The sequence below is a fragment of the Variovorax sp. Soil_C_17 genome (assembly GCF_057657265.1).
Genome location: NZ_JBDGIT010000002.1, coordinates 1254487 through 1274185 on the forward strand (window position 1 = coordinate 1254487; position 19699 = coordinate 1274185).

26 protein-coding genes are annotated in these 19699 nt (G+C 61.2%); 10 read left to right on the top strand and 16 right to left on the bottom strand.

The window, feature by feature from the left end; all coding sequences use genetic code 11:
* Positions 1–10: 10 nt before the first annotated feature.
* From AC3A6Y_RS14440 to AC3A6Y_RS14450, 3 genes are read left to right on the top strand one after another with little or no spacing between them, the layout of a single operon-like run.
* The gene (locus AC3A6Y_RS14440; RefSeq protein ID WP_487868900.1) at positions 11–3163 is read left to right on the top strand and encodes a type I restriction endonuclease subunit R; all 3153 of its coding nucleotides are present in this window, start codon (positions 11–13) and stop codon (positions 3161–3163) included.
* Positions 3164–3167: 4 nt separating this feature from the next.
* A complete protein-coding gene (locus tag AC3A6Y_RS14445) occupies positions 3168–4013 on the top strand; it encodes a hypothetical protein (RefSeq protein WP_487868901.1) in 846 nt (281 codons plus the stop codon).
* Positions 4014–4021: 8 nt separating this feature from the next.
* Positions 4022–4582: a hypothetical protein gene (locus AC3A6Y_RS14450; RefSeq protein ID WP_487868902.1), complete on the top strand. Its 561-nt coding sequence runs from the start codon at positions 4022–4024 to the stop codon at positions 4580–4582.
* A gap of 179 nt (positions 4583–4761) precedes the next feature.
* On the opposite strand, the gene AC3A6Y_RS14455 is transcribed toward AC3A6Y_RS14450, so the two are convergent.
* The 6 genes from AC3A6Y_RS14455 to AC3A6Y_RS14480 form a co-directional block, all read right to left on the bottom strand.
* Entirely contained in the window at positions 4762–5592 is an 831-nt protein-coding gene (locus tag AC3A6Y_RS14455) for a hypothetical protein (protein ID WP_487868903.1), read from the bottom strand.
* A gap of 129 nt (positions 5593–5721) precedes the next feature.
* Entirely contained in the window at positions 5722–5919 is a 198-nt protein-coding gene (locus AC3A6Y_RS14460) for a hypothetical protein (protein WP_487868904.1), read from the bottom strand.
* A gap of 5 nt (positions 5920–5924) precedes the next feature.
* Entirely contained in the window at positions 5925–6251 is a 327-nt protein-coding gene (locus AC3A6Y_RS14465) for a hypothetical protein (protein ID WP_487868905.1), read from the bottom strand.
* 24 nt (positions 6252–6275) lie between these two features.
* Positions 6276–6797, bottom strand: coding sequence for a DUF4411 family protein (locus AC3A6Y_RS14470; protein ID WP_487868906.1), 522 nt, complete (start codon positions 6795–6797; stop codon positions 6276–6278).
* Positions 6798–6808: 11 nt separating this feature from the next.
* Positions 6809–7975 (bottom strand): ImmA/IrrE family metallo-endopeptidase, encoded by a 1167-nt coding sequence (locus AC3A6Y_RS14475; RefSeq protein ID WP_487868907.1) that lies wholly within the window; start codon positions 7973–7975, stop codon positions 6809–6811.
* Positions 7976–8055: 80 nt separating this feature from the next.
* Positions 8056–8277, bottom strand: a complete 222-nt coding sequence (locus tag AC3A6Y_RS14480; protein ID WP_487868908.1) for a hypothetical protein — start codon at positions 8275–8277, stop codon at positions 8056–8058.
* A gap of 158 nt (positions 8278–8435) precedes the next feature.
* Here AC3A6Y_RS14480 and AC3A6Y_RS14485 point away from each other — a divergent pair, with 158 nt between their 5' ends.
* Positions 8436–8726, top strand: a complete 291-nt coding sequence (locus AC3A6Y_RS14485; protein ID WP_487868909.1) for a hypothetical protein — start codon at positions 8436–8438, stop codon at positions 8724–8726.
* 71 nt (positions 8727–8797) lie between these two features.
* Here AC3A6Y_RS14485 and AC3A6Y_RS14490 read toward each other — a convergent pair whose 3' ends face one another.
* The 3 genes from AC3A6Y_RS14490 to AC3A6Y_RS14500 all read right to left on the bottom strand — a co-directional run bounded on the left by AC3A6Y_RS14490 (position 8798) and on the right by AC3A6Y_RS14500 (position 10348).
* Positions 8798–9328: a hypothetical protein gene (locus AC3A6Y_RS14490; RefSeq protein ID WP_487868910.1), complete on the bottom strand. Its 531-nt coding sequence runs from the start codon at positions 9326–9328 to the stop codon at positions 8798–8800.
* Positions 9329–9399: 71 nt separating this feature from the next.
* Positions 9400–9891: a hypothetical protein gene (locus tag AC3A6Y_RS14495; protein WP_487868911.1), complete on the bottom strand. Its 492-nt coding sequence runs from the start codon at positions 9889–9891 to the stop codon at positions 9400–9402.
* 130 nt (positions 9892–10021) lie between these two features.
* Complete coding sequence (locus tag AC3A6Y_RS14500; RefSeq protein WP_487868912.1) at positions 10022–10348, bottom strand: HNH endonuclease; 327 nt, start codon at positions 10346–10348, stop codon at positions 10022–10024.
* Positions 10349–10591: 243 nt separating this feature from the next.
* Here AC3A6Y_RS14500 and AC3A6Y_RS14505 point away from each other — a divergent pair, with 243 nt between their 5' ends.
* Positions 10592–10852, top strand: coding sequence for a hypothetical protein (locus AC3A6Y_RS14505; protein ID WP_487868913.1), 261 nt, complete (start codon positions 10592–10594; stop codon positions 10850–10852).
* A gap of 28 nt (positions 10853–10880) precedes the next feature.
* Complete coding sequence (locus AC3A6Y_RS14510; protein ID WP_487868914.1) at positions 10881–11075, top strand: hypothetical protein; 195 nt, start codon at positions 10881–10883, stop codon at positions 11073–11075.
* A gap of 45 nt (positions 11076–11120) precedes the next feature.
* Here AC3A6Y_RS14510 and AC3A6Y_RS14515 read toward each other — a convergent pair whose 3' ends face one another.
* On the bottom strand, positions 11121–11567 hold the full coding sequence (locus AC3A6Y_RS14515; RefSeq protein ID WP_487868915.1) for a helix-turn-helix domain-containing protein: 447 nt from the start codon (positions 11565–11567) through the stop codon (positions 11121–11123).
* Positions 11568–11573: 6 nt separating this feature from the next.
* Between AC3A6Y_RS14515 and AC3A6Y_RS14520 the strand changes: the two genes are divergently transcribed.
* A complete protein-coding gene (locus AC3A6Y_RS14520; protein ID WP_487868916.1) occupies positions 11574–12530 on the top strand; it encodes a DUF4238 domain-containing protein in 957 nt (318 codons plus the stop codon).
* A gap of 65 nt (positions 12531–12595) precedes the next feature.
* On the opposite strand, the gene AC3A6Y_RS14525 is transcribed toward AC3A6Y_RS14520, so the two are convergent.
* The 5 genes from AC3A6Y_RS14525 to AC3A6Y_RS14545 form a co-directional block, all read right to left on the bottom strand.
* Complete coding sequence (locus AC3A6Y_RS14525) at positions 12596–12919, bottom strand: hypothetical protein (protein ID WP_487868917.1); 324 nt, start codon at positions 12917–12919, stop codon at positions 12596–12598.
* Positions 12856–13134 (bottom strand): hypothetical protein, encoded by a 279-nt coding sequence (locus tag AC3A6Y_RS14530; RefSeq protein ID WP_487868918.1) that lies wholly within the window; start codon positions 13132–13134, stop codon positions 12856–12858. Before AC3A6Y_RS14530 ends, AC3A6Y_RS14525 begins: the two co-directional genes overlap by 64 nt.
* A 142-nt stretch (positions 13135–13276) precedes the next feature.
* Complete coding sequence (locus AC3A6Y_RS14535) at positions 13277–14041, bottom strand: hypothetical protein (protein WP_487868919.1); 765 nt, start codon at positions 14039–14041, stop codon at positions 13277–13279.
* Between the two features lie 20 nt (positions 14042–14061).
* The gene (locus tag AC3A6Y_RS14540; RefSeq protein WP_487868920.1) at positions 14062–14844 is read right to left on the bottom strand and encodes a DUF5677 domain-containing protein; all 783 of its coding nucleotides are present in this window, start codon (positions 14842–14844) and stop codon (positions 14062–14064) included.
* 55 nt (positions 14845–14899) lie between these two features.
* A complete protein-coding gene (locus tag AC3A6Y_RS14545) occupies positions 14900–15139 on the bottom strand; it encodes a helix-turn-helix domain-containing protein (RefSeq protein WP_487868921.1) in 240 nt (79 codons plus the stop codon).
* Between the two features lie 125 nt (positions 15140–15264).
* Here AC3A6Y_RS14545 and AC3A6Y_RS14550 point away from each other — a divergent pair, with 125 nt between their 5' ends.
* Positions 15265–16104: a hypothetical protein gene (locus tag AC3A6Y_RS14550; RefSeq protein ID WP_487868922.1), complete on the top strand. Its 840-nt coding sequence runs from the start codon at positions 15265–15267 to the stop codon at positions 16102–16104.
* 520 nt (positions 16105–16624) lie between these two features.
* On the opposite strand, the gene AC3A6Y_RS14555 is transcribed toward AC3A6Y_RS14550, so the two are convergent.
* Positions 16625–17272 (bottom strand): Rha family transcriptional regulator, encoded by a 648-nt coding sequence (locus AC3A6Y_RS14555; protein ID WP_487868923.1) that lies wholly within the window; start codon positions 17270–17272, stop codon positions 16625–16627.
* Between the two features lie 805 nt (positions 17273–18077).
* Between AC3A6Y_RS14555 and AC3A6Y_RS14560 the strand changes: the two genes are divergently transcribed.
* Positions 18078–19142, top strand: coding sequence for a type II toxin-antitoxin system RnlA family toxin (locus AC3A6Y_RS14560; RefSeq protein ID WP_487868924.1), 1065 nt, complete (start codon positions 18078–18080; stop codon positions 19140–19142).
* Entirely contained in the window at positions 19139–19498 is a 360-nt protein-coding gene (locus tag AC3A6Y_RS14565) for a type II toxin-antitoxin system RnlB family antitoxin (protein WP_487868925.1), read from the top strand. Before AC3A6Y_RS14560 ends, AC3A6Y_RS14565 begins: the two co-directional genes overlap by 4 nt.
* Positions 19499–19699 lie beyond the last annotated feature (201 nt).

The following is a 19699-nucleotide window of genomic DNA, read 5'->3' on the forward strand; positions in this document are numbered from 1 at the left end:
TGGAGCCCGCATGAGCCTGCACAAGGAGATCGAGTTCGAAAACGACATCTGCGACCACCTGGGCGCGCACGGCTGGTTTTACGAACAGAACGCGCAGCTCTACGACACGCCCCGCGCCCTCTTCCCTTCCGACGTGATTGCATGGGTGCAGACCACCCAGCCAAAGGCGTGGGAAGCCCTCGGCAAGAACCATGGCGCCGCCGCCGAAGCCGTGTTGCTCGACCGCCTGCGCAAGCAGCTCGACGAGCGCGGAACGTTGGAAGTGCTGCGCTTCGGCATCGACATGATCGGCGTGCGCGAATCCCTGAAGCTGGCCCAGTTCAAGCCCGCGCTGGCGATGAACCCGGATCTGCAGGCCCGGTACGCCGCAAACCGCCTGCGCGTCGTGCGCCAGGTCCGCACCAACCACGACGACGTGATCGACCTCGTGCTGTTCCTGAACGGCATCCCCGTCGCGACCGCCGAGATCAAGACCAATTTCACGCAGAGCATCAACGAAGCCGTCGACCAGTACCGCTTCGATCGCCAGCCGAAGCCCAAGGGCAAATCGACGGCCGAGCCACTCCTCGAATTTCCGCGCGGCGCGCTGGTGCACTTCGCCGTCAGCAACAGCACGGTCATGATGACCACCAAGCTGCAAGGCCCGACCACCAGCTTCCTGCCCTTCAACCTGGGCGACGACGGCGCCGCCGGCAACCCGCCCAATCCGAAGGGCCACCGCACCGCCTACTTGTGGGAACAGGTCTGGCAACCCAATAGCTGGCTGGAGATCCTCGGCCGCTACCTTGTCACCAAGCGCGACAGCAAGAAGAAGCCCGTCGGCCTCATCTTCCCGCGGTATCACCAGCTCGACGCCACCCGCAAACTTCTCGCGGCCGTGCTGGCGGAAGGTGCCGGGCAGAAGTACCTGATCCAACACTCGGCCGGCTCCGGCAAGACCAACTCGATCGCATGGACTGCCCACTTCCTGGCGGATCTGCACGATGCCCAGCACAAGAAGCTGTTCGACAGCATATTGGTCGTGAGCGACCGCAACGTGCTCGACGCCCAGTTGCAGGAAGCCATCTTCGATTTCGAGCGCACCGCGGGCGTGGTCGCAACCATAAAGGGTGAGAGCCAAAGCAAGAGCGGTGAACTCGCCGCAGCGCTGTCGGGCGGCAAAAAAATTGTGGTCTGCACGATCCAGACGTTCCCTTTCGCCCTTAAGGCGGTGCAGGAGCTTGCCGCCACGCAGGGCAAGCGCTTTGCCGTGATTGCCGACGAGGCGCATAGCTCGCAAACCGGCGAGGCAGCATCGAAGCTCAAACAGGTGCTCAGCGTCGAAGAACTCAAGGAGCTGGCCGACGGCGGCGAGTTCGGGACCGAAGACCTGCTGGCCGCCCAGATGGCCGGCCGCGCTAATGTGGCTGGCATCACGTATGTCGCCTTTACGGCCACGCCGAAGGCCAAAACATTGGAACTATTCGGCCGCCGACCTGATCTGGACCAAGCCGCCGGGCCAGACAATCTACCGGCGCCGTTCCACGTCTATTCGATGCGCCAAGCGATCGAAGAGGGATTCATCCTCGACGTGCTGAAGAACTACACGCCGTACAAGCTGGCCTTCAGACTGGCGAATGAGGGGAAGGAGTGGGACGAGAAGGAAGTTGAGCGCAGCGAGGCGATGAAGCATCTGATGCGCTGGGTTCGCCTGCACCCTTACAACATCAGCCAGAAGGTCGCGATCGTCGTGGAGCACTTCCGCGAAAACGTGGCGCCGCTGTTGAACGGGCATGCGAAGGCCATGGTGGTGGTCGGCAGCCGAGTTGAAGCCGTGCGCTGGCAGCTGGCGATCGACAAGTACATCAAGGACTGCGGCTACACCCTCGGCACGCTGGTGGCATTCTCGGGCGAGATCAACGATTCGCAATCGATTCTCGAGCCCGTGACGGAGAACAGTTCCAAACTGAACCCGAACCTCAAGGGCCGCGACATGCGAGAGGCCTTTGCCACGGATGAGTACCAGATCCTGCTGGTCGCCAACAAGTTCCAGACCGGTTTCGATCAACCGCTGCTCTGCGGCATGTACGTCGACAAGCGCCTGGGTGGCATTCAGGCGGTGCAGACGCTGTCTCGGCTGAATCGGGCCTACAGCGGCCAGTTCGGCGTCAAAGACACGACCTACGTGCTTGACTTCGTGAATGAGCCCGACGAGGTTCTCGCGGCCTTCAAGACCTACTACGCGACAGCCGAACTGGCCGATGTGACCGACGCGAACCTCGTCTTCGATCTACGGGCAAAGCTCGATGCGTCGGGCCACTACGATGACTTCGAGGTCGATCGGGTTGCGACCGTGGAACTGAATCCCAAGGCGACGCAAGCAGATCTCATCGCTGCGATCGAGCCGGTGGCGGACAGGCTGCTCAAACAATTCAAGGTGGCACGCCAGACGCTGGTCGACAGCGAGGCGTCGGCGGCTAACCAGGACACGAAGGCCGCGCAGGATGCGAAGGACACACTGGACGCACTGACGCTGTTCAAACGCGACCTCGGTGCTTTTTTGCGCGTGTACGCGTTCCTAAGCCAGGTCTTCGACTACGGCAACACAGCAATCGAGAAGCGAGCGATCTTCTTCAAGCGTCTGCTAGCCCTGATGGACTTCGGTCGCGAGCGCGAGGGGATCGACATGTCGAAGGTGGTACTGACGCATCACAAGCTCAAGGGCGACGGCAAGCGCCACCTGGCTTTGCATGAGCCCGGAGCCAAATACAAGCTGCAACCATTGACCGAAACGGGCGCAGGCGAGGTGCAGGACAAGGTGAAAGAGCTGCTGTCCGAGATCGTCGCCAAGGTGAACGACCTGTTCGAAGGCGAGCTGTCGGACGACGACAAGTTGGTCTACGTGAACAACGTCCTCAAAGGTAAGCTGCTGGAGTCGGATCTGCTAGTGCAGCAGGCCATGAACAATTCGAAGGGCCAGTTCGCCAACTCGCCAGACCTCACCTCGGAGCTGATGAGCGCGATCATGGACGCGTTCGCGGCGAACACAACTATGAGCACGCAGGCATTGGACTCGGATCGCGTGCGCAACGGTTTGAAGGACATACTTCTCGGGCCCGCGCAACTGTACGAGGCGTTGAGAGCGCGAGGTCAAAACGTTCCTAGCGGCCCCGCGCCGCTGTAGCGACATGAACTTCTTCCAGTCACTCGAAAGCAGCATCTACGATTTCGTCCGCGCGCCAGAGAACGTAAAACTGCGCGCCGCAACGGGGAGCTACAGCACCCCGTTTCGCGGGCGGCTTTTCGGCGTGCAAGACGCTGTCGCGGTCGAGCAGACGCTTGCGACACGGCCAGTCGATGTGCTATGGCTGGGCTCCAACCCGAGCGTGAAATCGGGGCTGGCGCGGATCCTCGCGCCTCAAGAGCACAACGACTCGCATTTTCAGACCTTCCTGGCGCAGATGCGCTCAGGCATGTTCTCGCAGCAGGCGACGGACTCTGAAGCTGCGATCACTGCGTTTAACCCGCTGCAGCGACCGAACCACAAGTGGGCGCTCTACACCGACGCGATCAAGGCCAACTCCGACATCGACGCCGTGGCGATGGCGAACTTCTTGCCGTGGGGAAGCGCCAACATGAAAGAGCTCGCTGTTGGCCTAAGCGCTGCCGAGCCGAAGCTGTGGCAGCGCATGCTCGCGTTTGCAAACGATTTGAACATTCAGATCATCGAGAAGCTTAAGCCTCGACTACTGATCGTGCCCAAGAGCCTAGGCGACGTGCATGCCGGCAAGGCACCGAAATTCCTGCGTGGCCTCGGCATCGTCAACACGGAGGCGAAGGAGTTACGCCGGACCTTCGCGCAGATCGGCGCGAGCAAGCACCACTATTTCACAGGCGTTTGCCTGCGAGGTGGCGTCGAGGTGCCAGTGATTTATCTGAACCATCCAGATGCGCTGCGCGTATCAGCAGGGTACCGGCAAGCGTTCGCCGAGCACTTCGCGAGCGTGATGGGCGGTCTGATGCGCCGTGGGTAGTTGCCGTGATGACCCTGATTGAGCATCTCGCGCCCTACTTCGACCGCTACATCACGCTAGAGAGGATTCATCCGGTAGCGACATACAACTACAAGGCACGTGGCTTCTTCGGATTGCCTGTCATTGAGATCGCGATGCACCAGCCGAAATGCACGGCAGATTCATGGCTGTATGTGGCCGTACCTCTGGGCGCATCGCTCGCGAAGCTCCGAGCGGACGAAAAGCTTTATGTCGGCTCGCAGACGCTCGACCGGATGTTCCGCGGCGACGGCATGGGCGGTAGCAACTTTCATCACGCGCAGATGCGCGCGGGCAACGGCGACGATAACCCGATCAACTTCTTGCGCTCAGACAAAAAAATCGACATCTATCGGATTTCGGGAGCAACGATCGCCAAGGCCGTCGCCGAAGTTCGGGCGCTGCAACCATTACAGCCGCTCCTTGCTCAACCGACAAAGCACATCGGTTACTGGTTTGAGCAACTCGTCTTGTATTCGGACGATCGCGCGTGGCGATGGAACACGGCCAGCGTCGACGGCCCCGCGCAGGCGGTGCTCCGTTCGCTCTAACGACTCGTTGACTGGTTCGACACAACGACGGTGCGGTCGGGGGCGGTTCTGGCGAGGATCGCGGCCTTCATGCTGAGGAGCTTCTGCCAGACTTTGCAGCGCGCTCACACAGAGTAGGGCCGCATGTACCTCGTGTTGGTAGGAGAAAACCACGCCAATCACGCCCTTTGATCTCTCACCTAAAACCACCCTATTGCGTAGGGCAGTTGCGTCAGCAGCATGTCCCTGCCCTTCAGGGTGTCCCACTTCCAGTAAAGCGTGCCCTGCTGATGCACATCGAACCGATCGAATAGTCTCAGGCTCATCAAGTCGGGGAATACGTTGGCCGCGCAGGCCCAGGCCGCCCTATCTAGGGCATTGAAGTACTGGGAGTCGCTGGCCGGTTCGTCAAAGCTCTGGATAATGCTACCGATGATTGCCAGGGCGGCGACCGGGTGCGCGCAATCGAGAAAACCAATTTCGAACGGGTCCATGGTCAAGTGGGCAGCCGCGTTGTTGGCGTACTGCTTCAGCAACCCCAGCCGCAAATGCAACGCCGTCTCTCCTTCTAGCAACATCTTGGTCGAGTCGGAGCACTCGTTGAAGAAGAGCTGCAGGAGGGCGATGGCTTGCATGGCGTCAGCCACACTCCGCCCCGAGTTTTCGCCCCAGTAGGCGCCGAGGCGCCTGAACGTCTCGATGGAGCACTTTGCAAAGTGCCGTCCAGTCATCCCTTTCGGGTCATGGTCGAACACCTTTCGGCAGCCAAGCGCGATCGTGCTCAACGACGAAAAGCGGACCGAGTTCGAAAGGACCAATTCGTCGTAACTGCGGTTTTCCTTCGATTCGGTGCACGCCGCGCCGAGATAGAAGTAATAGGCCGGCAGCAGCATCGCGGCTCTCGATACGACGCCACGCATAAACAGGATTGCCGTCTCAAATTCCGAGAGTTTGTTGGGTCGAGCGGCGGCCATTCGAGCTGCGCGCTCCCGAAGGGCCAACATCGCGGTCTCGTCGCGGGTGATGATCAAATGGGTTGGTATCATGGGCGTTGAGGCGAATTGAGTCACCCGTTGTGGCAAGTGGCAGTTGTTAAGCTGTCGAACCATGCCACCGGCCAGAAGAACGCCGCGCGGCGGCGGCCTTCTAATGGTGGGTGCCTATGGCAATCGCACGTAGCGCCACGTTGCAAGGCCCATGGCCTGCGCAGCCAGCTTGGCGCTCACTTTGTCTCCCCAGGCGTCAATTTTGTCGAGATCGAGCACCTCGTGGAGTTCGTATCGCCACGGCCCTGCCAGCGGCCGTTCGGTGACGGCGTACCAACGAACCTTCTTTTCGACAGTGGCGAGCAGGAACATGATCGTCAGGCGCGCTCACCGCGTGCGAGCTCGCGCGTATGCGCTAGGTCTGCTTCTGAACGATGGACGGCAGCCACTAGATCGACAAGCCGGCTAGCGACCGCCTCCGCTTCCGCCGCGAGACGCATGGTCCCTATAGTGCCTGACGAGACCCCGCCATAGTGCACGTCGACGAAATGGGCGAAGTCGTCGGGGATGTCTTGAGCCACCGCCCGCAGTGCCTCCGTGATGGTGCCGTATGCCGACGGTGAGGCGACTTCTGCTCCGCCAACCGAAAGGCGGGCTTCATACAGGCTGGATTCGATCTTGACGATGTCGAGAGTGAGGATCATGATTCGGTCACGACGCCAGTCGGGTTAATTCTTGATGCCTTGCTTCCACTGGGTGCGAAAGCCGAGCGCTCGATTGAACTCGAACGGGTTGCACCAGTTCTGTCCAAGGGACTTGCACACGTCAGGAAGCTTGCGGTTCTGGCGCTGCTTCTTCGGGGCGGAGGTTTCGACCGTCACAACGCAACGGATCTCGCCCGACAGGGCGTAGGCAATCAGGAATGGATCGCGGCCGATCTGGTCAACCTCATCGTCTGTGAGGTCGGGGGCGTAGCCCTCGGTGATGACCTTCTGGACAAGCCCCGGGTCCACCATGTCGGTCAACAGCAGCGCCTTCTTGTTCGCGTCTTCTTGCAGCCACGCGAAGAGCAAATCTTTTTCCGCGTCTTCCGGACCGTCCTTGACCTCATCGAAGATTTCGAATGGCATCTTCACGTTGCCCTGTTCGCCCATATAGGCCAACCACTCCCAGTACTCAGGCACGCCGTCGACGGGGTAATAGGAATTGTGGGCTGTGATCAGCACGCTCGCGTCAAGCAGATAGAGCATTGAGCGACCGATCAGGCGGCAGCCAGCAATGGGTAAACGCTACGGGGCCTCACCCCGAGCACCTTGGCGGCCTTGACCGGCGACAGCGTTCCCGCATCCATGGCATGGTGCGCGAAATTCAGCATGGCGGACCCGAGCCGGTGACGCCGGACGACGTAGTAGCTTGGGCCGCTGCTCTTCTTCATCTTGGCGACTTCCTTCTCGCGGCGCCGTTCCGCGAGCCAGCGCAAATGGATTTCAGCCGACAGCGCTTTCCAGTCGTCTAGCGACAGTCGGCCGGCCTTGCACAAGCCGTAGGCGACCATTTGTCGGCTCACGCGCCAACGATCAGCATGCTTCGAAATCACCGCGATCTGCTCGTTCACGTCGAGCCCGGCGAGATCGATCATCTCCACGTCTGCGCTCGGCAGCAAGAACTCGCCGGCCACGTCATTGCAGAATTTTTCGATCTTCATCTCGGGCACATCGCCTCCGCTGACGCCCGTGGCGCCGAGGAACAGATGCGCAAGCTCGTGCAGCAGCGTGAACGACCATGCTGACTTGGCGTCCCCGTCGTTGATAACGACGAAAGGGGCAAGAGGATCGGCAATCGCGAAGCCGCGGAATGCTCCAACAGGAATGGTCGAGTGGTGGCTTCCCAGGTTGCCAACGAGCAGCACGAAAACCCCGGCCCGTTCGGCCTGGTCGCGCAGAAGATTGAAGGCGCCATCGGCATCCTTCTGCGCCCGGTACTCGGTGCGGGTGACGCCAAGCAGTTTCTCGATGGCCTCGCGAAGAGCCGGGACACCGGCCTCCATCTTTGCAGAGCCGATGAAGTCCAGCGGTGCCGCGTCCTCATCGTCCTCCAGCACGGTGCGCACCAGACGCTGCCGTGCGCGGAGGTCGCGCACGAGCGCATCCACGTCAGCCTCGGCCGCGACGCTACGTTCTGCGACGACCGTTCGGAAGTCTTCGCCTCGGTCGCCCTTCTTCGGCGGCGCGGGCAAGTACAACGTCAACAGCGAGCGGCGGTAGACCCTCGCCATGTTCGCCAGCATGGTGCGTGAGGGCTCCTTTTCGCCGCCCTCGATCGACTTGAGCGACGCCGTGGCAATGCCGATAGCGCGCGCAGCGTCCTCCGGTTCGAGACCGGCGCTCTCTCTCGCCCAACGAAACACTTCCGGGTTGAACCGTGTCATTGCTTGTGCCCAGACGCCCGCAGCACTCGCGCGAAGCCTCGTTTCCAAAGTTTACAGACTTCGGGCCTGCTTCTCGCCGCTCAGCCTTGCCCAGGCCTCGAACTACTCCCCTGATGTGGGCCGGTCGCCACGGGCCTGAGCCAATCGACCGCCGCCTCTGCTGGTGTCATCGCGCGCAGCCGCGGATCGCGCCAGAGACCGGTCGCCACTTCTTCGAGCGTGTCCGCGTCGACGGTGCGCCAATGCCGATGAAGCTGATGCGCCACGGCGTCGATCCAGATGGTGGCAGGCGTCGAGTCCATGCCTTCATAGTAGATATCAACTGTATATTTGTCCAGTATTCGTGTGCGTCGTCGTTACCTGAGGTGAATCACCCGAGGAAGCTGCATTCCAGGCGCTGCGCAGGCCTTCTCGGCCCCACCAGCTTGCCGCGTCCGGGCACATCAACGCCTTCAACTCGATGGCCGGCCAGCTACAAAGCATCAGCCTGGACCTGTGGGAGCAGCGCTTCCAGATCGAAAAGCGCGACGACCTGTCGTTCCACTGGGCCAGCTTCGGCGCCCGCAAGATGAATGAGCGCCGCCGTGACCTGCCCATTATCAAGAGCGCCTTCGCATTGATCGACTCGCAACTCCAGCCGGCGCTCTTCGAGGGTGCCGTCGGCGCTGGCCGTCAACCCGCCAGTAACGACGCAAAAGCAGGCAAGGCCAGCAAGGCGGCGAAGAAATCGACCGCTCGCAAGAGCGCCTGAGCATCCATGCGCGCCATCGATCTCTTCGCCGGTGACGGTGGCTTCTCACTGGCGCGCGCCTGACCGCCCGATCAGGCCTCGTCTCTCTTGGCCCAAGTCCCGCCGCCGAACCCATCGCGGGCATAGACCTTTAAGGGGAGTCGCGACTCGAAACTGCGCCCTTCAAGGTCGCGGTAGGAAATGGAAATTTCTATCTGTGCGCCGTATTTCAACCACCTTTTGTTGTCGCCTTGAACGCTCGTAAACGCACCAAAGGACGTGGTGAGGTGTTCGTTGTTACGCAGCACCGGAATCAGACTGTCGGCGAGAAAATTGCGTTCGATGATTTCGACGCGTTTCGCGCTTGCCTCACCATCCAGCAGCGTCAGAAGATCGGCCCGCGAGGCGTGAAGTCGGACATGGGTAGCAGGCCTGTTACCTGTGTTGGACACGATCAGATCGAAGGCAGTCGCATTAGCGCCGGAAGCGTGCTCGGCCACGATGGCAGTGACAACGGGGCGATTGGCTTGCCGGTACGCAAGCCCGGCCAAATATGCCGAGACCGCGGAAACGAGAACTGCGGCGACAGATAGCACTGTCCCGGTTTCAACGTCGAATGTCATCGTGGAGCCTCATTGCTGGAAAGCTCCGATTCTGCGGGACGCCTCATGAAAATGGGCGTCGTCAGAAGCGGCTACTTCTTCAGCCAGTGGCCCACTAAGGTCCCAATCACGCCGTAGGCCCACTTCTGCTCTGCATCGCCATATCCGCGCGAAAGGATGACGAACAGGGCCGCCAGCAGGACTATGCCCGTGACGATCTCCGGCATGTAGTTGCGCGCCTTCGACCCGCGCAATACGGGCGCCGCATCTGTCGTACGCTGCCGCACCACCTTGGGCGACCGATCGCGCGACTGAACAATGTCGCCATCTTCGATCGACAGGCTTACGTGATCTTCATCGGCAGGGCAGGGTCCGCGAAAGTTTGGGGTCGGGCGCGCACGCCGGGCCTCAAGCTCTGCCCGCATCTTCTCCGCCTCCCGCGCGAGCCGCTCATCGTCGGTGCTCGTGTCAGACGCGCCCCCCTTGCCTGCCGCACCGAACATGAACCCGCGCCCGCGGAGCAGCAGGTACGCGAGGCCGAGACCGATGGCGATCCACGGCAGGATATTGAGTAGGTCAGACACGCTGCGGCCCCGGGTTCAAGTTGAAGGTCGCGTGATTGTCGGGCACAGGGAAAGCGTGGCGCCCATGAGCGCTTCGGCGTTTATGGAGCCAATTGACCGCTGCGAGCAGTGGCTGAGAACTCAGCCGCAGCTATCGAGCCCGGCCTGCTGCGCCCTGCCTTCCGGCTCCGGAACCCGCTGACTCGCCGCCCCATAGCCCGGCCATTTTCATCAGCAGAACGTAGGCTTGGTAGGTCTCCGGGTCAGGGGCCGCACCCGGGAACAGCCCGTGGCGCAGCGCGTTGCAGCGCCGGCAGGCCGCCACGATGTTGCTGCGCGTGTTCTTGCCGCCATCCATGCGCGCCACCAAGTGCTCGGCGGTCACATCCTTGCCCATGGGCCGATGACAGTAGAAGCAGACCCCACCCTGCATGGAGCACGAGCGGGCGCGAAGTTTTTGAAGATGAGATGCCCGCATTGGGAACTCCGAAGGTTGAACTTGGAAGTCCCCGGGTTCGCTTCTGCGCAGAGCGGGCGCCGGGCGTTGCGCTTACCGGCGGGTGCGCCGTTGTGGTCGCACGGTCGGGTGAGAGCCCGAGCGCTCAAATTCTACAAAATCGGCCGGGCCGTGACCAGCCTCATCCACCGGCTCAGAGCCAACCGCGCACGACTGGCACGGCGAGAGCAGCGCTAGACTTCGGAATATGAGAGGAACTCGATGATGAGCAAGACACTGTCGCTGGACGAAGCGCTCAAGCGCATCCGCGGGGCCTTCGCTCCGCTGGAGTGCGTCGCCGAAGATTGGGACTACGAGCACCGCATTCGGCTCAAGGTGCTCGACCCCGCAGGCGACCCGCTAATCACGGTCGAAGAACTGCTCCAAGACCTTTTCACCGATCCATCGCGCCTTGATTGGATGCTGCGCGAGATCGCCTCGCGAGTTAGGGCCAAGGGGTTCGCCTTGGACAACTACCTGGCCTGAGCGGCCGCTACTAGTCCGACCAGCCGCGATGACCGAACCTCTACCCGACAACCAACTGCGCGCCGAAATCGGCAAGCTCATGGCCCAGACCGTCAGGCTGGCGGATGAGCAAGCGAAGTCCGCCACCAGCGAGGCCCCGTGGCTCCCAATCGTCGCGGTCATGGCGGCGGCGGGCTTTGGCGCGACGCTGGCCTTTGTGTCGTCCCGGCTGGGCCATGGCTGAAGGCAATGGTAGCCGGGTTGCGGGCCTTCAACGGCGCCGCGACGCTTAATCCTTCGAGTCGAGCATCGCGAGATACGGCCGCAGGTCCGGCGGCGGCCGGCGGCGCCCCCGTGCAGGCTGCGGAACGACCTGAATTGCGACGATGGCGTCTTGCCGTGCTTTAGCAAGGGTGCCTTGTTTTAGGGCGGCCTCGTCGAGCGCAAGGGCGTTGATGGCTGTGTTGAACGCCTCAACGGGGACAACCCATGCGCGCCCGAACTTGAGGCCAGGAAGGCGGCCCGACCGCAGGTTAGCTTCGACCGACGCGCGCGTGCACTCCAGAATGGCCGCAACCTCGCCGACCGAGTAGACCGCCTGCTCTGACTTTTTGATCAGCGCCTGAAGCTCCAGCACGAGCGTCTCAATTTGGTTCAATTTGTTCTCCAGTTCTAAGAGGCGCCGCACGCGCCGGCCGCTGGCCGCATCATCCGCGAGGTGGCCTTCCGGTAGCATGCCGCAATGAGCGAAGCCCGAGGCCACCACTACGTTTCGCAGTGCTATTTGAAGCGCTTCACGCACAATGGCAGCAAGAACTCGAAGCTCTTCGTGCTCGACCTCGCCAGCGGCAGGCGCTTCGCGTCGGCGCCGAAGAACGTCGCCAAGCAGCGGGACTTCAACACCATCGAGGGCCGGCCCGCCGGGGAGCTTGAGAACAGGCTTGCAGGATTCGAAACTGAGGTGAACAAGGCGCTCGACGTGATCGAGCACTCGCGCTCTATGGAGGATCGGGATGCGTGGGTGCACGTGATGAACCTTGCAGCAATGTTCGCCGTGCGGAACCCGCGTCTGCGCGAGAACATGCAACAGTTTCAGGCGCAGATTGCCAAGGTCACGATGAGCATGGCGCTGTCCTCGCGCGAGATGTGGGAGTCGCAGATCAGGCAAGCACGCGCCAACGGCCACATCGCGCCGGAGAACAAAGCGACCTATGAAGAGGTGCGCGAGTTCTTCGAGCGCGACGAGTACACGATCAAGGTCGCAAACGCCCAGCACATCTTCACCGAGTTCAAGGTGTTCGAGGACGTGCTGCGGACCCTCGTCGCGCGGAAGTGGGCCTTGTGCATCGCGCCAGCAGATTCGGGCGGCTTCGTCACCAGCGACCACCCGATCTGCCTCATGAACAGCGATGGCGCGCCATCCGGGTTCCGGCGCCCTATTGGGCATGCTCTGATGGAGACAACTGTCATCTTCCCGATCACGCGCGATATCGCTTCGATGGGCACCTTCGAGGGCGAGGATCAAGTGGTCACGCTCTCGCACGAGGGGGTCGCGGCAATGAACGGCTTTGTAGTTCGCCACGCGGAACGGCAGGTCTACGCGGCCGACGATAGGTTTTTTGTGAACTCGGCAGACGGCGGAGTTATGCGGGGATCGGAAGTCGATTGGTATCGAGCAAGCGGAAGCAGCAAGCCGTGACCCCGTTTCGGCAATTCCGTTGATGGATCGATGCGGTCAGGCGTGCGTGCAGTTCGGCCGGTTCCTCATCGCCCCTTCACGTCCTTGACGGCCCGGCGCACCGAATCCGCATCGTCTACATTCAGACCGAGCTCGGCGCACAAATACATGAACTCGTCAGCACTGCTGCTATCGAGACCGTGCGCGCGCGACAGCTGCCGCGCCAGCTTGCGCAGCGGTTCGCGGTCCCCGCTGGTGAACCAACGCGGATCGCCTACTTGATCGCGCATCGCCGTCCTGACTGCGGCCGGCAGGTCTGCGCCATGAATGAAAAAACGCAAGAACTTCAGGAAATTGCCATGGCTGAAAATATCCGCGCCTCGGGTGCCGTTGCCTTCGAACACCTCCAAGCGCGATTTGCGCCCCACGCCCCATCCAGGCTGCGTGAAACATTGTTGACGCCGTTCTGGAATGGCACCCGTGCCAGCAACATCGGCGTGACCTTACCAGCTGCGGCCAGCATCGGCAGAACGGCATCGCGATCGCGAAAGTCGGTTCGGAAGTCGATCACATTGACCAGCGCCTTCTCCTCGACCGTCATCTCGATGGTGCCGATGTCGTTCATAGGCGCGCTCCCGCATGCAGTGCGAATATCGCCTCAGTCATTGCCGTGGCCCCTCATGTTGATCACGAGCAGAACCCGCGACGTTCTCAGCGCGCCAGGTCTGCGCGTCGCATCGCGTAGGTACGTACGGAGCGTCCGCCGCTTAATCATCACCGACAGGAAGATTCTTCGCAATCTCCGGCAGCGGATAGCCCTGGGCAATGTGCTCGGCAATGTCCTCGCGGAGCTTGTCCATCTTGACGATCTTCGCGCCGCCGATCTTCGAACCTGCGGCGATGAAGGCAATCATTGCGGCATTGCGTCCCGGCGCCAATCTCACCATCACCTCGCACAGCCAAGTTGCAGTGCCACTTAGGGCATTGAAAAATGGCAGGTTCGAAAACCGGTCCCTGTAGACAAAGTAGAAGTCTTCAGGCGCCTTCGTGTAGTCGATGCCGTTGACGCCTTCGCTTCGCAAGTAGACCTCTGCGGCGGACTTGATTCCGTTCAACAGGATAAGCGCCGGGCCTTCTTTTTTCATCCAATCTCTAAAGGTCTGTAGAACGACATCCGGATCGTCGGACTTGAGGATGGGGCCGAGTTCGCCAAAGTCCCAATACAACGTCGCAAGCTCGTTGACAGAAGTGACACCCGCCTGCGCCATCGCGTCGCGCTCGGCCTTTTCGAGAATCCCCTTTGCGAACAGCAGCGCTTCGCGCCGGCTGGCGTGCTCCAGATGTTGAAACTGCGCCGAGAACTGCTTGCGCTGTTCCTCCAGTTGTCGCGCCTGATAGCGCAGCCCTGCCGAGAACCACAGTACAGCTAGTACGCTGCCGCCGCCCGCGATCATGCTGCCAACGGCTGAAAGACGCCCATCCTCCATCATGAACACCGCTGCGCCGCATAGGGTGGCAATGAGCACGCTCAACGAAACAAGTAGGCGCGTCGTCACGGGGCCTCGCTCGACCTAGCTTGATTCGTGCGTTCAACGAGCAATTGGAGCTTCGCCGTAAGCCGCGCGGCATCGGCGATTTGCGAGGCGCTCAGGCGTTGATCGCAAACGATGTCGACTACATCAAGCATCGGCGCACTCGCGACGGTGAGCATTTCCGACGAGTGCACCGATGCTGCGCTCCCGTCGATCCGCACGCCACCGCCCTCCTCATCCAGCCAGCGCAAGTAGTCAAGCGTTCCAGTGGGTCCACCGTGGGCGAACGTGGAGAGGGTTCTATACAGCGTTAGATAAACAGATTTCGAGTCTGCGCGACCAGCCCAATTGTGCGGAACAAAGGCCGATGATGCGGGGAGCTTCGCAATCTCGCTGGTCAAGCGCTCAATCGTCAGTTCGGCGCTACGATGCTCGGGCTGCAGCCTGGCAAGCCCCTCCAGCGCCTTTCGGCCCTCGGCAAGGCCTTCGGTCATCAGGACGTGGAAGTTTTCTGGATTCTTGTGCAACGCTTGGATGACCCATCCTTGTTCGAGAAGCACTCGCGAAACCGCGCCTGCCGGGTCAGTCAGACCGGATGCGATCAACTTACAGACCGCCTGCGCATACCGCAGCATGCGCACCCCATGCGCCATTGCGAAAATGCGAATGTGGTGATCCTGCGCCGCCTGTTGCGCCCCGAGCACACCGATCGCAAATGCACACACCGCTTGAGCATGTCTCAGCGCATCGCTCGTGAGGTGTCGCTGTTGGTCGCCTTGCTCGCTGGAGTATTCGTCCGTCATATGGTGCCGCGCCATCGTACAGGGCATGTCCATGGCACCGTCATTCCTGATGCGGTCATAGGCCTTTGAAGAGATCGCCCAGCGGAGTCTTCAACGCCGTAGAAAGCGTTTGGATCGCGTCCAACGAGGGGTTGGCCCCGCCGGTTTCGATGCGCGACATGTAAGTGCGCGCGAACCCGCACTTCTCCGCGAACTCTTCTTGCGAGAGTCCTGTTGCCCGACGAAGGTCGCGCACACGGTGTCCAAATCTGATGCGGAGGGGCTTCACTAGCCTGCGAGGGTGCCGGCATGTCACCTGATCGTGAACACACTAATCGTGACATTTGATACAGTGCCCACGCTGGCGCGCTGCTACCACGACGTGCAGGTGAGCGCCGCAAATTTCGAACGCGATCCATTCCACCTCTGTCGAGAAGCATCATGAAATCTCTCTGCGTAATCGCGGCGATCGCCGCCACCGTGTCATCCGCCGCCGTCCACGCAGATACGGCGCGGGACCTAAAGGCCGGTGCCATCGGCGCACTCATCGGCGCAGTCGTTAGCGAGGCCCTCAATGCAAATGGTGACGCGCAATCACCTGTGACAGCCACCGAGCCCGTCGCGCCGAGTCAGCCTGTCGCGCCGCGCCGGCCTTCTGTGAACGCCCCGCTTTTTGCAACGCCAGAGGAAGTGCGGGCGCGGGAACAAGCGAGAGCAGACCGGGAAGCCGAAGCAAAGGCGAAGGATCTCGCAAACGCAGACGCTGAAAGGGCAGCGGGGGAGCGCAAATTCGATCGAGCCTACAGGCCTGCCGCCGACGCATACATCGCCACTGGAGATGCCCAGGCACTGAACAACGACTGCTTCAAGACAGGGGATGCCTACAAATGCATGAACTCCGCTTTCGCGGAGCGCATAACAGCACTTAAGGAGCAGCGTGTTCAGCCTGTCGGATGTCGCGAAGTCGGCATTGCCAAGGGCTACTTTTTGAATGGCGTCGATCCCATGCTCGTTTCGCTGGATACGCCAAAGGCGCCGGGCATCTTTCTCGGCGAAGTTACTCAGATCGAAGGGCGAAAGATCACGATCTACGACGTGAAGACGCGCCGAAACGCGATCGTGTCGATCGACGGAGCGAAGGTGTTCAACGGGGGGCAGATCGCCGTCGGGACGGCAGTCGTTGGTTATGGCAAGTTCACGGGCTCCACGCAAGGGCGCCTTGTGTCCGGCGCCCCAACCACGATTGCGAAGATCGCCGCAGAGTGCGTCGGAGACGACTGACCAAATCTCAGCCCGCGAGCGCGAAGTTGGCACACTGCCGGTACGGCTTCACCCATCGTCCAACATGAGCACTTCGGTCTCGCGCCGGGCGAGATGATCGCCATCTGAGTTTCCGAATGATCCCCTCATCCGTCACCCCCATCCCGGCCGCCGCGCTCGCGCGTCAGGCAGCAGCCACCTACCTCGCGCTCAGCCTGACCGCCTTCGAAAAGTTGGTGAGTGAGCGCGCCATTCCGCAGCCGCGCCAGCGTGCCGGCGGCGCGTGCTGCATTCGAGCCGAACTCGACGAGTGGCTTCCTTCCCGCCGGTGTCGTCGCAACTACCGCCGTCGCACGTCCTGCTTGAGTGGCTCGCAGCCGCGCAAATGCCAACCGCGTATGCAGTCTGCTGGCTCCGTCATCGCCCTCTCACGTCCTTGATGGCCCGGCGCACCGAATCCGCATCATCAACGTCCAAGCCGAAGTCGGCGCACAAAAAGCGGCCGGCACCGGCGAATAGGTCGATGGCGCGCATGGTCGCCTCAGACGCGCTTGCGAGCGGTCGATTTCTTCGCCGCCTTGCTGGCCTTGCCTGCTTTTGCGTCGTTACTGGCGGGTTGACGGCCAGCGCCGACGGCACCCTCGAAGAGCGCCGGCTGGAGTTGCGAGTCGATCAATGCGAAGGCGCTCTTGATAATGGGCAGGTCACGGCGGCGCTCATTCATCTTGCGGGCGCCGAAGCTGGCCCAGTGGAACGACAGGTCGTCGCGCTTTTCGATCTGGAAGCGCTGCTCCCACAGGTCCAGGCTGATGCTTTGTAGCTGACCGGCCATGGCGTTGAACGCCTCTATGTAGGTCTCTTTGATGCGTGACGCTTCCGCTCCAATGAAGCCCATGGCGAGGAACACAAAGCCGTCCTTCGTCATTCGGATGAGGCGACGACCCTCGCCCTTGGCATCCACCTCCTGAACCGACGCAAAGTTGCGTTGGTTGAAAACGGCGCTGCAAGTCAGCCGGTCGAAAGCGCGCAAAACGTCGGCGTGCCGCTTGCCGAAATGCTTCGCCACGCGTTGGCTGTCCGTGGTCAGCGTCGAGTTGTTGAGGTAGACCAGTTCCGAAATCTCGGGCATTTCCACCCCGCCAGTGGGGCGGCCGACGTTGCCAACCAGAATAGTTTTGTTCGCGCTCATGGTTCGCCCTTCAGGCCAGGAGCGCTACCAGCGTCACGCGGGTGACGAAGGCGGCCGCGATGGTTGCGAAGACCTGGACGGCGAAGCGCGCGGCGGCGCTGGTGGTGGGGTGCATGGATAACTCCTGTTGCGACGGGAAGAAAGTCGCCAAGGGTCACGCACCAAACGAAAAGACCGTCAGAAATGCACCCCGGTCGCAGCACGCCAAGATTTGTCTTGAGCGCGGCCCTCGAAAGGGCCCGGGGTACATATCTGACGGTCTTCAGCGAGTGCGCGACAACTCGACCTATGCAGTGTCTGGGTGGCACTGCGCAGAGCCGGGGCCATATTTCCGAAACCGCTTCGCCGTACAGCCGACCTGCTGCTCACCTTGTGAGCAGCAGCCTCGTCGTTGTCCGGCCGGGCTGGCACCTGATACGCGCCTTGCTTAGCAGGTCGCCAAGATCGACGATCCGAGCCCCCTTGACCTCCATTCCTACGGCTGGGTGACTCGTCCCCCGTTTCCGGCTCAAAGTCATCCTTTCCAGACTGCCCGCCCATCTGCCGGTTTCAGTCCCAAGTGCCATGCGGTGCAGTTCGTTCGGTGTTGATGCACAGGCTTGTCACACTCATCAACGCCTTGCTCGGGTCCCCATGCAAAGGCCCGTTCGACGAGCGGTCGGTCGTTCCCCCGCAGGTGTTTCTTGAATTCAGCCCATGCAGGCCCCTGTGCTGTGCCGCCCCGCGTCGGCCTAGGTTCAGAACCGCCGTTATATCGAAAAAGGTATGATTGAAGGTTAACCAAAAAAACCAACGAGCTTCGATCATGGCAAAGAACCCCTACAGCGGCATCGCAATGGACCACACGAAAACCCGTGCGGCATTGCAGCAGGCCGGCGTCGAAGGCCTGACCGAAGAGACGTTGAACGACGGAAAGCTGATTCAGTACAGAGGCACCTTCGAAGCCAAGCCTTTCCTCGTCAAAATCTACGTGAACGGGAAGGGTAAGTGCACCATCGGGGCGTCAGCTGGCTTCGATCAGGGCACGTTTGATGTCCTTGCCGAAGCCATCGCCAACCATTGTCGGTTCGGCGACAAACCGCGCCTGGAGCTGTCAATCCATGGGTTCAAGCCAGAGTTTCAAAAGCTACTCATTGAGTTCTTGGGTGAGCTTGGCGCGAAGGTCGAATCTGACGAAGCGCATGCTAACCACCGCCTCGTCAAGATCACGGGGCCGCTCGGTGACTCGCTGACCGTCAAGTTCCACGCGAACGGGACGTTGCAGTTGCAGGGTAGCCACGCGCAATTGGCGGTTTGGGCGTTGGACTTTCTCAAGACCGTTTTGCCGCTCGACGACCTTTTGGCTCATCAGAAGGCGGTGTATGCCCTGCCGCTGACCGTTGCACAGATCAAAAGCGATCTCACTGCGCGGGTGCCTGTAGTCCACGACTGGCTCGAAGACGAGGTGCGCATGCAGTTCACGTCAGCGCTGGCCTTGACCAAAATCGGCATCGAACTTGAAGACTATGCAGCAATTGCCTTTCCCGCGTTGCGAGGGCTCGAGGGGTTTAGTCTTCAGCTCTTGAGAAGCGAATGCGGCTTGAATCTTGCCTCCAAGGCAAAGCTTGGCGATTTTTTCGAAGGGCAAGGCGCTGGTTTCGCAGTCAGGTCCCCGCACGGCGACGCCGCCTCTGCGGAGGCAAAGACTCTACTCGCTGCGTGCTATAAGACGTGGCATGACCAGCGTCATCGTCTTTTTCATATGGACGGAACGATTGAAACCACCCGGATTTTGGGCAGCAGGACCGAGGCAGTGGCAATCGTGGAGGGTGTGTTGACGGCAGTTGAAAGTGGCTACGCCACCTTGATCAAATCAAAGGGAAAACCATGAAACACTTCGCTGTTTTCGATTCTCCTTCGGTGAAGTTCTCCGCTGTCGTGATCTCCACTGGCGTCACTGTGCCGCAGGATGACTTAGACGAGGTGGCTGACGAGCTTCGTCGCCGCCATGTGAACGGGCAGATCGTTTTTGACCTTCTGACGGCCAACGGAACTCGCACGCGACGTTTCTTTTCGATCAAGTTCGACGGCCACGGCTTCCCCGCCACTAGGTTCCAAAAGATAGAACCCGACCCCTCAATCCGCGAGGCTTCCGCCAGGTTCCTGTGCGACCACATCTCCGAAGTGGACCTCTCACTGCTGACCCCCGCCATGAGATTTGCAGTGGCCCGAGGCATTCCGGTCTAACGCCGACCTCATCGCGCGCGGCGGGCGGCGCACAACTGTCGATTTCGAGCCGGAGATCGTCGAGGCACTTGCACGGATCATGAGCCGCGACGGGGCACGATGCGCGAGGCGATCAATCGGGCGCTGATCGCGTTTGCAGCAGGGGAGCGGTGACACGCCGCCCCCTTCTTGACCGCCGCACCGCGAAAGTTTCGTAATGCG

Excerpts from the sequence above, each read along its gene's own strand:
- AC3A6Y_RS14480 (WP_487868908.1), bottom strand. The coding sequence starts at position 8,277 with ATGGACTCGACGCCTGCCACCATCTGGATCGACGCCGTGGCGCATCAG.
- AC3A6Y_RS14450 (WP_487868902.1), top strand. The coding sequence starts at position 4,022 with ATGACCCTGATTGAGCATCTCGCGCCCTACTTCGACCGCTACATCACG.
- AC3A6Y_RS14550 (WP_487868922.1), top strand. The coding sequence starts at position 15,265 with ATGAAATCTCTCTGCGTAATCGCGGCGATCGCCGCCACCGTGTCATCC.
- AC3A6Y_RS14440 (WP_487868900.1), top strand. The coding sequence starts at position 11 with ATGAGCCTGCACAAGGAGATCGAGTTCGAAAACGACATCTGCGACCAC.
- AC3A6Y_RS14445 (WP_487868901.1), top strand. The coding sequence starts at position 3,168 with ATGAACTTCTTCCAGTCACTCGAAAGCAGCATCTACGATTTCGTCCGC.
- AC3A6Y_RS14540 (WP_487868920.1), bottom strand. The coding sequence starts at position 14,844 with ATGACGGACGAATACTCCAGCGAGCAAGGCGACCAACAGCGACACCTC.
- AC3A6Y_RS14515 (WP_487868915.1), bottom strand. The coding sequence starts at position 11,567 with ATGCTACCGGAAGGCCACCTCGCGGATGATGCGGCCAGCGGCCGGCGC.
- AC3A6Y_RS14530 (WP_487868918.1), bottom strand. The coding sequence starts at position 13,134 with ATGAACGACATCGGCACCATCGAGATGACGGTCGAGGAGAAGGCGCTG.
- AC3A6Y_RS14500 (WP_487868912.1), bottom strand. The coding sequence starts at position 10,348 with ATGCGGGCATCTCATCTTCAAAAACTTCGCGCCCGCTCGTGCTCCATG.
- AC3A6Y_RS14465 (WP_487868905.1), bottom strand. The coding sequence starts at position 6,251 with ATGATCCTCACTCTCGACATCGTCAAGATCGAATCCAGCCTGTATGAA.
- AC3A6Y_RS14560 (WP_487868924.1), top strand. The coding sequence starts at position 18,078 with ATGGCAAAGAACCCCTACAGCGGCATCGCAATGGACCACACGAAAACC.
- AC3A6Y_RS14520 (WP_487868916.1), top strand. The coding sequence starts at position 11,574 with ATGAGCGAAGCCCGAGGCCACCACTACGTTTCGCAGTGCTATTTGAAG.
- AC3A6Y_RS14510 (WP_487868914.1), top strand. The coding sequence starts at position 10,881 with ATGACCGAACCTCTACCCGACAACCAACTGCGCGCCGAAATCGGCAAG.
- AC3A6Y_RS14555 (WP_487868923.1), bottom strand. The coding sequence starts at position 17,272 with ATGAGCGCGAACAAAACTATTCTGGTTGGCAACGTCGGCCGCCCCACT.
- AC3A6Y_RS14470 (WP_487868906.1), bottom strand. The coding sequence starts at position 6,797 with ATGCTCTATCTGCTTGACGCGAGCGTGCTGATCACAGCCCACAATTCC.
- AC3A6Y_RS14565 (WP_487868925.1), top strand. The coding sequence starts at position 19,139 with ATGAAACACTTCGCTGTTTTCGATTCTCCTTCGGTGAAGTTCTCCGCT.
- AC3A6Y_RS14485 (WP_487868909.1), top strand. The coding sequence starts at position 8,436 with ATGGCCGGCCAGCTACAAAGCATCAGCCTGGACCTGTGGGAGCAGCGC.
- AC3A6Y_RS14460 (WP_487868904.1), bottom strand. The coding sequence starts at position 5,919 with ATGTTCCTGCTCGCCACTGTCGAAAAGAAGGTTCGTTGGTACGCCGTC.
- AC3A6Y_RS14490 (WP_487868910.1), bottom strand. The coding sequence starts at position 9,328 with ATGACATTCGACGTTGAAACCGGGACAGTGCTATCTGTCGCCGCAGTT.
- AC3A6Y_RS14475 (WP_487868907.1), bottom strand. The coding sequence starts at position 7,975 with ATGACACGGTTCAACCCGGAAGTGTTTCGTTGGGCGAGAGAGAGCGCC.
- AC3A6Y_RS14505 (WP_487868913.1), top strand. The coding sequence starts at position 10,592 with ATGAGCAAGACACTGTCGCTGGACGAAGCGCTCAAGCGCATCCGCGGG.